The organism is Sandaracinobacteroides sayramensis (assembly GCF_022014495.1).
GTDB lineage: Bacteria > Pseudomonadota > Alphaproteobacteria > Sphingomonadales > Sphingomonadaceae > Sandaracinobacteroides > Sandaracinobacteroides sayramense.
Map to the genome: position 1 here is coordinate 361,382 of NZ_JAKLSQ010000001.1, position 12,839 is coordinate 374,220.

14 protein-coding genes are annotated in these 12,839 nt (G+C 66.7%); 3 read left to right on the forward strand and 11 right to left on the reverse strand.

Going from position 1 to position 12,839, the window contains the following annotated elements; all coding sequences use genetic code 11:
* Position 1 precedes the first annotated feature (1 nt).
* Complete coding sequence (locus tag L6Q21_RS01560; protein WP_237828684.1) at positions 2-979, forward strand: DUF4268 domain-containing protein; 978 nt, start codon at positions 2-4, stop codon at positions 977-979.
* A 69-nt stretch (positions 980-1,048) separates the two neighbouring features.
* Here L6Q21_RS01560 and L6Q21_RS01565 read toward each other — a convergent pair whose 3' ends face one another.
* The 9 genes from L6Q21_RS01565 to L6Q21_RS01605 all read right to left on the reverse strand — a co-directional run bounded on the left by L6Q21_RS01565 (position 1,049) and on the right by L6Q21_RS01605 (position 10,582).
* Positions 1,049-2,698 carry an FAD-dependent oxidoreductase gene (locus tag L6Q21_RS01565; protein ID WP_237828686.1) on the reverse strand — a complete coding sequence of 550 codons (1,650 nt, stop codon included), beginning with the start codon at positions 2,696-2,698 and terminating at the stop codon, positions 1,049-1,051.
* 108 nt (positions 2,699-2,806) lie between these two features.
* Positions 2,807-3,835, reverse strand: a complete 1,029-nt coding sequence (locus L6Q21_RS01570; RefSeq protein ID WP_237828689.1) for an AI-2E family transporter — start codon at positions 3,833-3,835, stop codon at positions 2,807-2,809.
* 5 nt (positions 3,836-3,840) lie between these two features.
* Positions 3,841-4,674, reverse strand: coding sequence for a signal peptidase I (lepB, locus tag L6Q21_RS01575; protein WP_237828690.1), 834 nt, complete (start codon positions 4,672-4,674; stop codon positions 3,841-3,843).
* Positions 4,671-5,072 carry a holo-ACP synthase gene (gene acpS, locus L6Q21_RS01580; RefSeq protein WP_237828940.1) on the reverse strand — a complete coding sequence of 134 codons (402 nt, stop codon included), beginning with the start codon at positions 5,070-5,072 and terminating at the stop codon, positions 4,671-4,673. Before acpS ends, lepB begins: the two co-directional genes overlap by 4 nt.
* Positions 5,073-5,086: 14 nt before the next feature.
* Positions 5,087-5,809 carry a pyridoxine 5'-phosphate synthase gene (locus L6Q21_RS01585; protein ID WP_237828691.1) on the reverse strand — a complete coding sequence of 241 codons (723 nt, stop codon included), beginning with the start codon at positions 5,807-5,809 and terminating at the stop codon, positions 5,087-5,089.
* Positions 5,806-6,387, reverse strand: a complete 582-nt coding sequence (gene pyrE / locus L6Q21_RS01590; protein ID WP_237828692.1) for an orotate phosphoribosyltransferase — start codon at positions 6,385-6,387, stop codon at positions 5,806-5,808. Before pyrE ends, L6Q21_RS01585 begins: the two co-directional genes overlap by 4 nt.
* Before the next feature lie 56 nt (positions 6,388-6,443).
* Positions 6,444-7,328: a DUF481 domain-containing protein gene (locus tag L6Q21_RS01595; protein WP_237828693.1), complete on the reverse strand. Its 885-nt coding sequence runs from the start codon at positions 7,326-7,328 to the stop codon at positions 6,444-6,446.
* 150 nt (positions 7,329-7,478) lie between these two features.
* Positions 7,479-8,363, reverse strand: a complete 885-nt coding sequence (locus L6Q21_RS01600) for a DUF481 domain-containing protein (RefSeq protein ID WP_237828694.1) — start codon at positions 8,361-8,363, stop codon at positions 7,479-7,481.
* 110 nt (positions 8,364-8,473) lie between these two features.
* A complete protein-coding gene (locus tag L6Q21_RS01605; protein ID WP_237828695.1) occupies positions 8,474-10,582 on the reverse strand; it encodes a RelA/SpoT family protein in 2,109 nt (702 codons plus the stop codon).
* A 76-nt stretch (positions 10,583-10,658) separates the two neighbouring features.
* Between L6Q21_RS01605 and L6Q21_RS01610 the strand changes: the two genes are divergently transcribed.
* Entirely contained in the window at positions 10,659-11,054 is a 396-nt protein-coding gene (locus tag L6Q21_RS01610; RefSeq protein ID WP_237828696.1) for a TraR/DksA C4-type zinc finger protein, read from the forward strand.
* A 73-nt stretch (positions 11,055-11,127) separates the two neighbouring features.
* Here L6Q21_RS01610 and rpsD read toward each other — a convergent pair whose 3' ends face one another.
* On the reverse strand, positions 11,128-11,739 hold the full coding sequence (rpsD, locus tag L6Q21_RS01615; protein WP_237828697.1) for a 30S ribosomal protein S4: 612 nt from the start codon (positions 11,737-11,739) through the stop codon (positions 11,128-11,130).
* A 262-nt stretch (positions 11,740-12,001) separates the two neighbouring features.
* Between rpsD and rpoZ the strand changes: the two genes are divergently transcribed.
* Positions 12,002-12,343, forward strand: coding sequence for a DNA-directed RNA polymerase subunit omega (gene rpoZ, locus L6Q21_RS01620; RefSeq protein ID WP_237828698.1), 342 nt, complete (start codon positions 12,002-12,004; stop codon positions 12,341-12,343).
* Between the two features lie 77 nt (positions 12,344-12,420).
* Here rpoZ and L6Q21_RS01625 read toward each other — a convergent pair whose 3' ends face one another.
* Positions 12,421-12,819 carry a hypothetical protein gene (locus L6Q21_RS01625; RefSeq protein WP_237828699.1) on the reverse strand — a complete coding sequence of 133 codons (399 nt, stop codon included), beginning with the start codon at positions 12,817-12,819 and terminating at the stop codon, positions 12,421-12,423.
* Positions 12,820-12,839: the final 20 nt, after the last annotated feature.

Here is a 12,839-nt window from a genome sequence, read left to right on the forward strand (position 1 = left end):
TATGAGCATAAGTGAATTGGCGTTGGGGCGGCTGGAGCGAGTGGAATTACGCAGCATCTGGGCAAACGAAGCAGGAGGCTTCACACCATGGCTCGCGCGCGAGGACAATCTGGCGACCCTTGCCGACACGCTGGGCCTTGAACTTGAACTGGAAGCGCAGGAACAGTCCGTGGGACCATTCCGGGCAGATCTTTTGTGCAAGGATATCGCCACCGATAGCTGGGTGCTGATCGAGAATCAGCTTGAGCGTACCGATCACACTCACCTCGGCCAGTTGCTTACCTACGCTTCGGGCCTCTCGGCCGTCACCATCGTCTGGATCGCCGCGCGATTCACCGAAGAACATCGCTCGACGCTGGACTGGCTCAACCGGATCACCGACGAGCATTTCCGCTTCTTCGGCCTTGAGGTGGAACTCTGGCGGATAAGCTCCTCCCCGGCGGCGCCGAAGTTCAACATCGTTTCCAAGCCGAACGACTGGTCGCGCGCGGTGGCGCAGGCGGCGCGGAGCATCGACGATGGCGCGCTTTCCGAGCTTCACCTGATGCAACGCGATTATTGGGCTGGGCTGCACACGGCTCTGGAACAACTTGGTGGACCGCTTCGAGGGAGACGCACGCCGCAGCCACAATCGTGGATGGCTTATCGGATCGGCAGAACAGGTTTCAGCATAAGCGCCGTTATACAAACTCAAAAAAAGCATTTGCGTGCAGAGCTTTATCTAACAGGCAACAGGGCGAAGGCTCATTTCCATGCGCTCGAAGCGCATAAAGCGGAAATTGAACAGTCATTCGGCCGCCCGTTGCAATGGCATGAACTGCCGGATGGAAAAGAGAGCAAGATCAATCTGGTGCTGGAAGAGACCGACCCGACGAACCGGGCTGACTGGCCACGTCAACATGCCTGGCTTGCCGAACAGTTGAATGCCCTACATCGGCTGTTCGCCCATCGCGTAAGGCAGCTTTCCGTCGCCCCATAGATGTTTCAGTCTGATTCGGATGCCTGCGGCAGGTCTTTCGACAGTATTGCTTCAGCTTCGGCTAAGTGTTCAGGCCCGCGCATTGTGCCGGGCGGCGTGCCTTCCGGCGAGGAAGCCGAACACCATCGCCGGGCCGATCGTGCCGCCCGCCCCGCCATAGGTCATGCCGAAGGGCGAGGCCATGGCGTTGCCGGCCGCATAAAGGCCCTCGATCGGCTGGCCGTCCAGGTGCATCACCCGCCCTTCGGCGTCGGTCTGCGGCCCGCCCTTGGTGCCCAGCCCCGAGGGCAGCATTTCCACCGCATACCAGGGGCCGGGGCCGATCGGGCCGAGCGTCGCGCGTTTCTGCCCCTTCCACGCCGGGTCGCCCCACCAGCGGTCGTGCGCGCTTTCGCCGCGCTGGAAGTCCGCGTCGTGGCCGGCTTCGACATGGGCGTTGAAGCGGGCGACCGTCTCGTCCAGCGCGCCGGCCGGGATGCCGAGCTTCAGCGCCAGACCATCCAATGTTTCAGCGGCTGTGATCCAGTCGGGCGCGCTCGCCGTTCCGCCGTTCAGCCCGTCCTTCATGCCGCCGGCGAAGCCGTAGCGGTCGAAATAGCGTTGGTCGAAGACGACCCAGCAAGGCAGGTTGCGGTAGGTGCCGGAGGCCGTGTCCTGCTCCTGCATGGCGGCGCCCACCGCATTGTAGTTGGCGGCCTCGTTCATGAACCGCCGGCCGGCGCGGTTGACGATGATGGCGCCGGGCAGCCCCCGCGCCGAGCTGATGATCTGCCGCCCGGTCGACACCAGCGTGTCGGGAACCACCACCGAGGTCTGCCACCAGGCCTCGCGCATGTTGCCCAGCATCGCGCCCGCCTTCATCGCCATCACCAGCCCGTCGCCGGTGTTGGTCGGCACCGAGACCGGATGCGTCAGCGGCCCGCGCAGGAAGGCGCGCACGAAGCGCTCGTTCCATTCGAAGCCGCCGGTGGCGATCACCACATTGCGGGCGGCGATCACCCGTTCGCCCCCTTCATGCTCCACCCGCACCCCGGTCACACGGCCGTTCGAGAGGATCAGTTCCACCGCCCGATGCCCGGTCAGCGGCTCTATTCCCCGATCGAGGCAGCCCTTCAGCAGCCGGCCGATCAGCGCATGGCCAAGCCCGCGCTCGTCCTCGGCGATCCGGCGCTGCTTCACTTCCGGCGGCATCGGCACCGGCACCGGCTGGCCCAGCGTCGTCTCGCCGATGGCGATATGGATGTCAGGGAAATAGGGCGAGACTTCCACACGCGCCGCCCACTCTCCCAGCTCATGATAGGAAAAGGGCGGGCACTCCAGAGTGCGCCCACCCTCGGCCTTTCCGCCGGGAACCTCGGGGTGATAGTCGGGAAAATCAGCCACGCAGTAGAAGCTGACCGGCGTGCGCTCTTCCAGGAATCGCACCATTTCCGGGCCGGCGTCGACATAGGCGGCGGCCAGATCCTCGGAGATGAGGCCGTTCGACAGGGCGCCGATATAGGTGAGGGCTTCCTCCCGGCTGTCGCTGCGGCCGGCCGCCTTCTGGTGCGGCGTGTTGGGAATCCAGATCATCCCGCCCGACCAGGCGGTGGTGCCGCCCACCCGATCGGACTTTTCCAGAACGCCCACTTTCGCGCCATGCTCGTGCGCGGCGATCGCCGCGGTCAAGCCGGCGGCACCCGTGCCCAGCACGAGCACGTCGAAGCCTTCCTCCGCCATCTGTCCTCCACCATCAAGTCCGCCCGGCGCGTCTCCCGCGCGCCGGACCGTTGCGGCAAAGGATGGTCAAAATTTCACCCAGGCGCAATATCTGCGCGAAAATAGACTTCAGTCTTCCAGCGGGCGCCCCAGCGCTTCCTTCACATAGAGCTCGCGGGTGAGCACATAGCTGGCGACCAGAATCGGCCCGCCCAACAGCACGCCGATCGGCCCCAGCAGCGCGCCGACCGCCAGCAGGCCGAACAGGGTGAGGGCCGGCGGCACCTTCACCGTATGCTGCATGATGAGCGGCTCGATCACGCTGCCCGCCAGTTGCTGCACCACCAGATAGAGGAGGATCGTGCTCCAGAGCACCGTGCCACCAATGGTGAGCGCCACCAATATGCCGACCGCCGCGCCGATCAGCGGCCCGATCATCGGGATGAAGCCGGCGATACCGGCGATCAGGCCCAGCGCCACCGGCGTGGGCACGCCGATCACCGCCAGCCCGATCATGATGGCGGTCGCGGTGAAGAGCATCGAAATCAATTGCCCCTTCAACCAGGCCCGCAGCGAATAGCCGGTGCGGCCGATCGCCCGGTTGAGCGCGTCCGCCCGCTCCGGCGGGAACAGCATCAGAACGCCTGTCTGATAGACGCCGGGCTGCGCCGCCAGATAGATTCCGCCCAATGTCGCCAGCAGCAGCCCCGAAATGGCGCCGCTCACCCCGGTCACCACATTGCCGAGAACGGCAATGATGGTGCCGCCGCTCGGCACGGAGCGGGAGAGTTGCGCGTTCACCTGCGCCTCATAGCCGCTGGCGGAAATCAGGCGGCGCAGATCGTCCCAGGCGGCCGGCAGCTTCGCGCCGAGCTCGCCTAGCTGCGCCGCGATTTCATGGCCGAAGAAATAGAAGAGCGCGCCGATCAGCCCGAACAGCGAGAGCGTCGCCGCGGCGAGCGCCATGCGATGCCCGAGCCCACTGAACCGTTCGATCCGGTGCGCGAGCGCGTTCAAGATGATGCCGACGAGCACGCCGGCAAAGACCAGCAGCAGGATATCGTGCATGCGCCAGAGGCCGAAGGCCAGCGCCACGATCAGCACGGCAATTCCCACCCGGACGGCGAATTCGCCCCGCCCGATCTGTGAGGCCGTCACCGGGCTCAGTTCCTGAGGCTCAGGAACGCCCGATCCCCTCTCAGCGCCCCCCACCAGGTGAGCGGATTGATCGTCTGCGAGCCGTCGAGCGAGAAGGTCGTGAACTCGGCGCGGCCGACGATATTCTCCCACGGCACCAGCCCCAGCCCGCCGATTTCCGGCGGCACGCGGCTGTCCATCGAATTGTCGCGGTTGTCGCCCATCAGGAACAGATGCCCTTCGGGCACCGTGACGGGGCCGAAATTGTCCCGCTCGGTCAGCGCCATGTCCAGCGTGTCATACTGGCGGCCGTTGGACAGCGTTTCGCGATAGGTGGGGAAACGGCAGACCGGGAGACCGTCGGCGCCCATGCCCCGGAATTGCGGCATATAGGGGCAGTCGGTGTTGGGCGTCACCAGCAGCTCGGTTTCCGGCCGGCGTTCGCGCGGCAGGCGCTTGCCGTTCAGCCACAGTTCGCCGTCGCGCATTTCGACGGTATCGCCGGGCAGGCCGATCACCCGCTTGATCCAGTCCGCCCCGTCGGACGGGCTCTTGATGACGATGATGTCCCCCTGTTCCGGCATGCTGCCGAAAAGCCGGCCCGGAATATGCGGCAGGATCGGCACCGAAGGCGACAGGTAGGAAAAGCCGTAGGGGAATTTGGAGACGATCAGCCGGTCGCCCACCAGCAGGTTCGCCATCATCGATTCCGACGGGATGTAGAAGGGCTTGGCGACGAAGCTGTGCACGCCCAGCACGATCAGGATCAGCATCGCCCATTGCTTCAGTTCGCGCCCCCAAGAAAAGGGCTCCTTCGGCGGGCTGGAGGGCTTCGAAAGGTCGGGCGCGGAAGCGTTCATGCGGGACTCGCGGTTATGAGCACGATCGCCTGTGCCCAGGGATGGTCGTCTGTCAGCGTGACGTGAATGTCGGCCTTATGCCCCGGCGGGGTGATGGCGGCAAGGCGGACGGCCGCGCCGCCGGTCAGGCTGAGCGTCGGCCGGCCGGAGGCAAGGTTCACCACGCCGATGTCCCGGAAGAACACGCCGTCGCGAAACCCCGTGCCCAGCGCCTTCGAGGCCGCCTCCTTGGCGGCGAAACGCTTGGCGTAGGTGCCGATGCGCGTCAGCTCGCGGCGGTTCGCCTTCGCCTGTTCCAGCGGGGTGAAGATGCGGTTGATGAAACGGTCGCCGAAGCGGTCGATCGAGGCGGCGATCCGCTCGATGTTGCACAGGTCGTTGCCCAGCCCGATCACCACCAGCCCGTTCGGAATCATGCGGCCCGCGCCTCGTCCATCAACTGGCGCATATGGCCGATGGAAGCTTCCAGCCCGATGAACAAGGCTTCGCCGATCAGGAAGTGGCCGATGTTGAGTTCGGCGAGGTCCGGGATTGCGGCCACCGCGCCGACATTGTCGAAGGTCAGGCCGTGGCCGGCATGCACTTCCAGCCCCAGCGAGGCGGCGAGCGCCGCGCCCGCCTCCAGTTTCGCGAGCGCGCCCTCCTCGCCATGGGCATAGGGCCCCGTGTGCAGCTCCACCACCGGCGCCCCCAGCCGCGCCGCCATCTCGATCTGGCGCGGATCGGGGGCGATGAACAGGGAGACGCGGATTCCGGCGCCCGAAAGCCGCTCGACGAGCGGCGCCAGATGGTTGTGCTGGCCGGCGGCGTCCAGCCCGCCTTCGGTCGTCCGCTCGGCGCGACGCTCCGGCACGATGCAGGCGGCGTGCGGCCGATGCTTCAGCGCGATCGCCAGCATCTCGTCCGTCGCCGCCATTTCGAGGTTGAGCGGCAGGGCGATGCCCGTCACCAGCTCGGCGATGTCGGTATCCGTCATGTGCCGGCGATCCTCGCGCAGATGCGCGGTGATACCGTCGGCGCCGGCGGCGGTCGCCAGTTCCGCCGCCCTGAGCGGGCTGGGGTGCGCGCCGCCACGGGCGTTCCTTATGGTCGCCACATGGTCGATATTCACCCCGAGCCGCAATCGTCGCGTCACGCGGCGCGGCTCCCGGGCTTCACGGCCGGGATGACGGCCAGTTCCTGCGGCAGATTGTCCGGCTCGTAAGAGGGAACCGCCAGACGGATGAGCGGCGTGAAGGGCACGCCCAGGTCGGCGGTGCCGGCCGAGCGATCGACGAGGCTGGCGGCGTGGATCACCTTGCCGCCGGCCGCTTCCACCGCCGCGATGGCCTCCCGGCTGGAAAGGCCGGTCGTCACCACATCCTCCATCAGGATCGCGTGCGTGCCCGGCTCCAGCCGGAAGCCCCGGCGCAGCTCGAAGCTGCCGGTCGGCCGCTCGACGAACATGGATTGCAGCCCGAGGGCGCGCGCCAGTTCATAGCCGCAGATGAGGCCGCCCATCGCGGGGGCGACCACCACTTTCGCCCTTGCCTTCACTTCGGCGGGAATCTTCGCGGCCAGCGCCTGCGCCAGCCGTTCGGCCCGCGCAGGGTCCATCAACACCCGCGCGCATTGCAGGTAGCGTGGGCTGCGCAGCCCGGAGGACAGGATGAAATGCCCTTCCAGAAGGGCATCGGCCGCGCGGAACTCCGCGAGAATCTCGTCGTCGGTCATGCGGCCCAATTAACGCCAAAGGGGGCCGGGCGCCACCCGGCCCCTGATGGCCATGCTCAGAAGTCGTAGACCAGCGTGAAGCGAGTGGTGGTGTCGAGCTTCTCGAGGCCGGCGGGCGGCTCCTCTTCCCAGGCGAGGTTGAAGCTCGCCCGCGCGCTCAATGCGCCGAACAGCTTCGCCGTCAGCGCCGCCGTGTTGTTGATCGAGGACGAGCCGGAGAAGAAGATCGCCGTATCGTTGGTGAAGATCGTCGTGTCCGACAGGTTCCAGGCGAAGCGCGAGGCGCCGCGGCCGGCGAACTCATTCTCATTGTAGGTCAGGAACCGGGTCTGCCGAAGCGCCGGACCGGCTTCCAGATCCCACTTCACCCGCGCGCCGTCGACGGCGCGCCAGCCGATACCGGCCGATTCGGCGAAGCGACGCTTGATCCCAGCTTCTCGGTTGCGCTCATATTCGAAGCGGCCCCAGGCGTAGAGCCGCTCGGAGAATTTATAGTCCAGCTGATAGCCCGCCAGAATCCGCTGCTGGTCGGTGCCGCCGTCGTTGTCGACGATGTCGACGAGGGCGTCGGCCCGGTGCCGCCAGTTGAGGCCATCGCGCTCCAGGGCGATTCCGGCGGTCACGCTCTTGGTTTCGCTGTTGCCGGTCGAGAAGGAGGCGCCGAACTGGCCCGAACCGGTCCAGTTCTGGAAGAAGCCGGCCTGCTTCAGCTCTTCCTCGCGCTGCGCCGTCTTGGTGGCGGCGATGTCGGCGACGATCTTGTCGATCTCCGCCTCGGCGCCCTTGTTGGTGGACTTGGCGATGGCCACGACGGCGTCGATCTTGGCCTGGTCGCCGGAATGGGCGGCGGCTTCCACCATTTCGCGCGCGCCCGGCGAAAGGCTCGTTTGCGCCATGGCCGGCGCGGCCAGCAAAAGTGCCGTGGCAAGAATGAGACGCATGCTGTTTCCCCTGTCGACGCCCGGATATCCGGGCTTTGCCGGCCCCCTTGCCACGCAAGCGGTTCAGGAGAAAGTGCATATGCGGCATTTGGCAAGAGGCAAGGGGCTCAATTCCGGGCGGAAAACGGCCTCGCCCTCCCCGCATGCGCGTCAGAAATCATAGACGAGGGTTATGCGCGTGGTGGTGTCCAGGCTCCGGAGCCCGTTCGGCGGATCCTCTTCCCAGGCGAGGTTGTAGCTGAGCCGCGTGCCGATGGCGCCGAACATGCGCGAGGTGAGCGCGGCGGTGGTGTTGATGGTCGCCGAACTGTCGAAGAAAATGGCGGTGTCGCTGCTGAACTCCGTATGCCGGGAAAATTTCCACGCAAAGCGCGAAGCGCCCCGGCCGGCAACGCTGTTCTCGTCATAATAGACGAATTTCGTCTGCCGGAGCGCCGGACCCGCTTCGAGATCCCAGCGGACCGCCTTGCCCTGGATGGCGCGCCAGCCGAGGCCGGCCGATTCGGCGAAGCGGCGCTTGATCCCCGCCTCGCGGTTGCGCTCATATTCCAGCCGCGCCCAGCTGTAGGCCCGTTCGGAGATCTTGTAGTCGAGCTGGTAGCCGGTCAGGATTCGCTCCTGATCGCTGCCCTTTCGATTGTCGGTGATGTCGAACGCCGCATCGAGGCGATGCCGCCAGGCCACCCCTTCGCGTTGCAGGTTCAGGCCGACGGTCAGGCTTCTCACATCGCTGTTGCCGGTGGAGAGGGAGGCGCCGACCTGCCCCCGGCCCTTCCAGTTGTCGAACAGGCCGGCCTCCGCAAGCGTCGCCTGCCGCTGCGCCGCGCGGATGGCGGCATGATGGGCGACGATCGCGTCGATCTCGGCTTCGGCGCCCTTGTTCGTCTCCTTGGCGATGGCGACGACGGCGTCGATCTTCACTCTGTCCCCCGAGCGGGCGGCGGCCTCCACCATGTCGTGCACCGGCTTCGGCAGCGATTGGGCCGGGGCGGGCGTCGCCGCCAGCAAGGTGGCGGCAGCCAGAATCGAACGCATGCTTACTCCGTGATCAGGCGCGGGGATGGCTGGCGCGCCAAAGAACCGGCCAATGGCCGCCATGGCAAGGAAAAACCGCAGCCGGCGCGCGGCGCGGGAAACGCTTCAGCCTATCCCTGCATCCGTTCGGCGGTGACGACCAGGCTGGGCGCCCGCAGGCCCGCCACCAGTTCGGAAAGATGCTTCAGATCGTCCACCTCCACATCCATGATATAGCGGTGGTGGGCGCGATCGCGGTCCTTCAGCTGCAGGTTGACGATGTTCGCGCCCTGCTGCGCCAGGATGGCCGTCACCTGCGCCAGCGCGCCCGGCTCGTTCATCACCACCACTTCCACCCGCGCCGTGCCCGAGGAAGCGTCCGGCGCCCATTTCAGGTCGACCCATTCGCCATCCTCGGCCGCCGCCAGCCTCGGGCAATCGATGGTGTGGACCTCGATTCCATGATCGGGCACCCTGAGGCCGACGATCCGGTCCCCGGGCACGGGCATGCAGCAGCTTCCCATTTCCATGCTGCCCATGTCGGCCCCGCCCGCCACCAGGATGGCGCTTTCGACGCCCGTCGGCGGGCTTTTCCGCCGCGCCCGGCGCTGCGTCGCCGAGCCGGGCACCAGCGCCTCCACCAGTTGCGCGTCCGACACCTGCGCCGTCGCCAGCGCCACGAACAGCGCCGACTGGTCGGAAAGCTTCAGCCGCTTCAGGGCGGCGGCGATCGCCTCGGCGCCGATTTCCACCTTCAGCCGGGTGACCGCATCGTGGAACAGCGCCTCGCCGGTCTTCAACTGCGCGGCGCGGGTCTTCTGCCGCATATGCCGGCGGACGGCGGAGCGCGCCTTGGCGGTGACGGCGAACTGTTCCCAGGCCGGGTCCGGCGTCTGCGCCGAGGAACGCAATATCTCCACCTGGTCGCCGTTGTGCAGGCGGGTGCGCAACGGCACCACCTTGCCGTTCACCCGCGCGCCGACGCAGGTGTCCCCCAGCGTCGTGTGCACGGCATAGGCGAAATCGACCGGCGTGCTGCCGCGCGGCAACTGCACCAGCTCGCCCTTGGGGGTGAAGCAGAAGAGCTGGTCCTGGAACATGGCGATCCGGGTGTGCTCCAGCACTTCCTCGGGCGACTGGGCGTTGTCCAGGATTTCCAGCAGGTCGGTGAGCCAGGGGTAGCTGGTGCCGCCGGCGCCCTGCCGCTGCTTGTAGGCCCAGTGGGCGGCCATGCCATATTCCGCCTCGGCGTGCATGTCGGCGTCGCGGATCTGCACTTCGATCCGCATCTTCGCCCGGTCCACGAGCGTCGTGTGCAGCGAGCGATAGCCGTTGCGCTTGGGGGTGGAGATATAATCCTTGAACCGGCCGGGCACCATCGGCCAGCGCCGGTGCAGCGCGCCCAGCGCGCGGTAGCAATCGTCCGGGCTGCGGGTGATCACCCGGAACGCCATCACGTCCGACAATTGCTCGAACGCCACATGCCGCTCCTGCATCTTGCGGAAGATGGACCAGGGGCGCTTTTCCCGGCCGCGCACATCGTCGACCGGCACGCCGGCCGATTCCAGCGTGTGGCGGATTCCGCTTTCGATCCGCTTCACCGTGTCGCCGCCGCCGGCCCGCAGCGCCTCCAGCCGCTTGTTGATCGACTGATAGGCCTCCGGCTCCAGTTCGGCGAAGGAAAGCTCCTTCAGCTCGTCCATGAAGCCATACATGCCGATCCGCTCGGCGAGCGGGGCGTAGATGTCCATCGTCTCCCGGGCGATGCGGCGGCGCTTCTCCGGGTTCTTCAGATGCTTCAGCGTGCGCATGTTGTGCAGCCGGTCGGCCAGCTTCACCAGCAGCACGCGGATATCGTCCGACATCGCCAGCAGGAAGCGCCGCAGATTCTCCGCCGCCCGCTCGCTTTCCGTCTGCGCCTCGATTCGGCTGAGCTTCGTCACCCCTTCCACCAGCCGCGCCACATTCTCGCCGAACAGCCGGCGGATGTCGTCCGGCGTCGCCACCGTGTCCTCGATGGTGTCGTGGAGGATGGCGGTGACGATGGTCTCGTCGTCGAGGTTGAGGTCGGTCAGGATGCCGGCCACCTCGATCGGGTGGGAGAAATAGGGGTCGCCGCTGGCGCGCAACTGGCTGCCGTGCGCCTTCATCGAAAACACATAGGCGCGGTTGAGGAGATCCTCATCCGCTTGCGGGTCGTAGCTCTTGACCCGCTCGACTAGTTCATACTGGCGCAGCATGCTGATGGGATAAGTGGGAAGCGGCCCGGAAGAAAAGAAGATATTGTGGCCGGGACGAAGTCGAGGGAGGAAGGCCATGCCATTCTGCTGCCCGCGATGCGGACATGCCGGGGCGCCCGGCAGCCCCGTGCCGGCCGGCCGTCGGCTGCGCTGCTCCGTCTGCGACTGGCGCGGGCTTCCGGGCGAAGCCGCCTCCATGCCCGCGCCGAAGGCCGCTCCGCTGCCCACCGAGGAACCGGCCCTGTTTCAGGCGCCGTCGCACGAAGAACCCGAGGGGTCGCCCATCCCTTGCGGCCGCTGCGGCGAGGATATTTCCGAAGGGCGGCTGAAGGCGATGCCGGCGACCCGACTCTGCACGCCCTGTGCCGCCATGGCGCCCGTCGGCCAGCGGGCGCGGCGGGCGGAGGAATGGGGCTCCCGGGAGGATTACCGCCGGGATCGCGCCAGCTGGAAGCGGGGCGGATCGGGCTGAAGGCCGGCGGGCATGCAAAAAGGGCGGGGATGACCCCGCCCTTTTTTCGTTCCTGTCTTCCCGAAACCGCCGCTCAGCGGCTGTAGAATTCGACGACGAGGTTCGGTTCCATCTTCACCGGATAGGGCACCTCGTCCAGCGTCGGCACGCGGACGTAGCTGGCCTTCAGGCCCTCGACGGCGACATATTCCGGCACGTCGCGCTCGGACGATTGCGCGGCTTCCAGAACCAGCACCATCTGCCTGCCCTTTTCCGAAAGCTCGATCACGTCGCCCGGCTTCACCATGGCGGAGGCGATGTTGCACTTGCGGCCGTTCACCAGCACATGGCCATGGTTCACCAGCTGGCGGGCGGCGAACACGGTGGGGGCGAACTTGGCGCGATAGACGACGGTGCCGAGGCGACGCTCCAGGAGGCCGATCAGGTTCTGCGAAGTGTCGCCCTTCATGCGGACGGCTTCGGCGTAGACCTTCTTGAACTGCTTTTCGGTGACGTCGCCGTAATAGCCCTTCAGCTTCTGCTTGGCGCGAAGCTGCAGGCCGAAGTCCGACATCTTGCCCTTGCGGCGCTGGCCGTGCTGGCCGGGGCCATATTCGCGGCGGTTGACCGGGCTCTTGGGACGGCCCCAGACATTCTCGCCCATGCGGCGGTCGAGCTTGTACTTGGCGCTGGTGCGCTTCGACATATATCCATCCTTCGCTTGGCCCCGGCGCGGAATTGCACCAAGGCACGCCCCTCGTCAGGGCAAGCCCGGAACCGCGCGATTCTCTTTTGAAAAGGAAACCGGGCCACCGCTTCACCGGGCGTGCGGGGCCGAATGCGAAGCGCGGCCCCTAGCGCCGGAGCCGGCAAAGGTCAAGGCGCAAACCCCGCCCGTCCTTGACCGGAAGCCTCGCCATCGCTATGTCCCGGCCCCTGCCCGAAATTCCAGATACGAAGAGGCCTTGATGGCACGCGTCACCGTTGAAGACTGCATCGAGAAGGTTCCGAACCGCTTCGAGCTGGTTCTGCTGGCCGGCCAGCGCGCCCGCCAGATCTCGGGCGGCGCCGAGCTGACGCTGGACCGCGACCGCGACAAGAACCCGGTGGTGGCGCTGCGCGAGATCGCCGAGTCGAACGTCTCGCCCGAAGCCCTGTCCGACAAGATCGTGACCGACCTGCAGAAGGTGCGGATCGACGAGGACGATGTGGCCGACGAAGTCGGCTCGCTCGCCGCTTCCGCCGAGGCGCTGCGCCTGACGGCCGCCGCGCCGCCGCGCAATCAGAATCTGGGGCCGGACTACGAGTAAGTCCCGCCCTAATCCGAACAAATGCGAAGGGCCGGCGGAAACGCCGGCCCTTTTGGCTTTCAGGCCGTTTTCCCGGCTCAGCCCACGGCCACCAGCGCCAGCGGCGCGATGCAGCCGACCCTGAGGCGCGCCAGCAACTGCCCCGAGGATTCCGTGCCGAGTCGCATCTCCAGCCGATCCAGATTGTCCCGGCACAGCGTCAACGTCACGCCAAGCGCCGCATAGCCCGCCATCTGCTCAAGGCTTCCGGGCTCCGTCGCGCGCAGGACCGCCGCGACGCGCGCATGTTCAACCGCGATCCGCGCCCCCTCAAAATCGGGCTCTCCGCCCTGCTCGGCGCTCAGCACCAAGGCACGGACGGCATCGGCCGCCGCGCTCATCAGCAAAGCCAATTCCCGATCCGCCGAATCACCGGCCCGAACCGTCACACAGCCGGTCAGCAACAAAGCCGACGCCACAACCACCCATCGTCTCATTGGTCACCTTTCTTTGAAAA

Coding starts and splice junctions, on each gene's coding strand:
- L6Q21_RS01560 (WP_237828684.1), top strand. CDS start 2: ATGAGCATAAGTGAATTGGCGTTGGGGCGGCTGGAGCGAGTGGAATTA.
- L6Q21_RS01565 (WP_237828686.1), bottom strand. CDS start 2,698: ATGGCGGAGGAAGGCTTCGACGTGCTCGTGCTGGGCACGGGTGCCGCC.
- lepB (WP_237828690.1), bottom strand. CDS start 4,674: ATGAACGCTTCCGCGCCCGACCTTTCGAAGCCCTCCAGCCCGCCGAAG.
- pyrE (WP_237828692.1), bottom strand. CDS start 6,387: ATGACCGACGACGAGATTCTCGCGGAGTTCCGCGCGGCCGATGCCCTT.
- L6Q21_RS01595 (WP_237828693.1), bottom strand. CDS start 7,328: ATGCGTCTCATTCTTGCCACGGCACTTTTGCTGGCCGCGCCGGCCATG.
- L6Q21_RS01600 (WP_237828694.1), bottom strand. CDS start 8,363: ATGCGTTCGATTCTGGCTGCCGCCACCTTGCTGGCGGCGACGCCCGCC.
- L6Q21_RS01605 (WP_237828695.1), bottom strand. CDS start 10,582: ATGCTGCGCCAGTATGAACTAGTCGAGCGGGTCAAGAGCTACGACCCG.
- L6Q21_RS01610 (WP_237828696.1), top strand. CDS start 10,659: ATGCCATTCTGCTGCCCGCGATGCGGACATGCCGGGGCGCCCGGCAGC.
- rpsD (WP_237828697.1), bottom strand. CDS start 11,739: ATGTCGAAGCGCACCAGCGCCAAGTACAAGCTCGACCGCCGCATGGGC.
- rpoZ (WP_237828698.1), top strand. CDS start 12,002: ATGGCACGCGTCACCGTTGAAGACTGCATCGAGAAGGTTCCGAACCGC.
- L6Q21_RS01625 (WP_237828699.1), bottom strand. CDS start 12,819: ATGAGACGATGGGTGGTTGTGGCGTCGGCTTTGTTGCTGACCGGCTGT.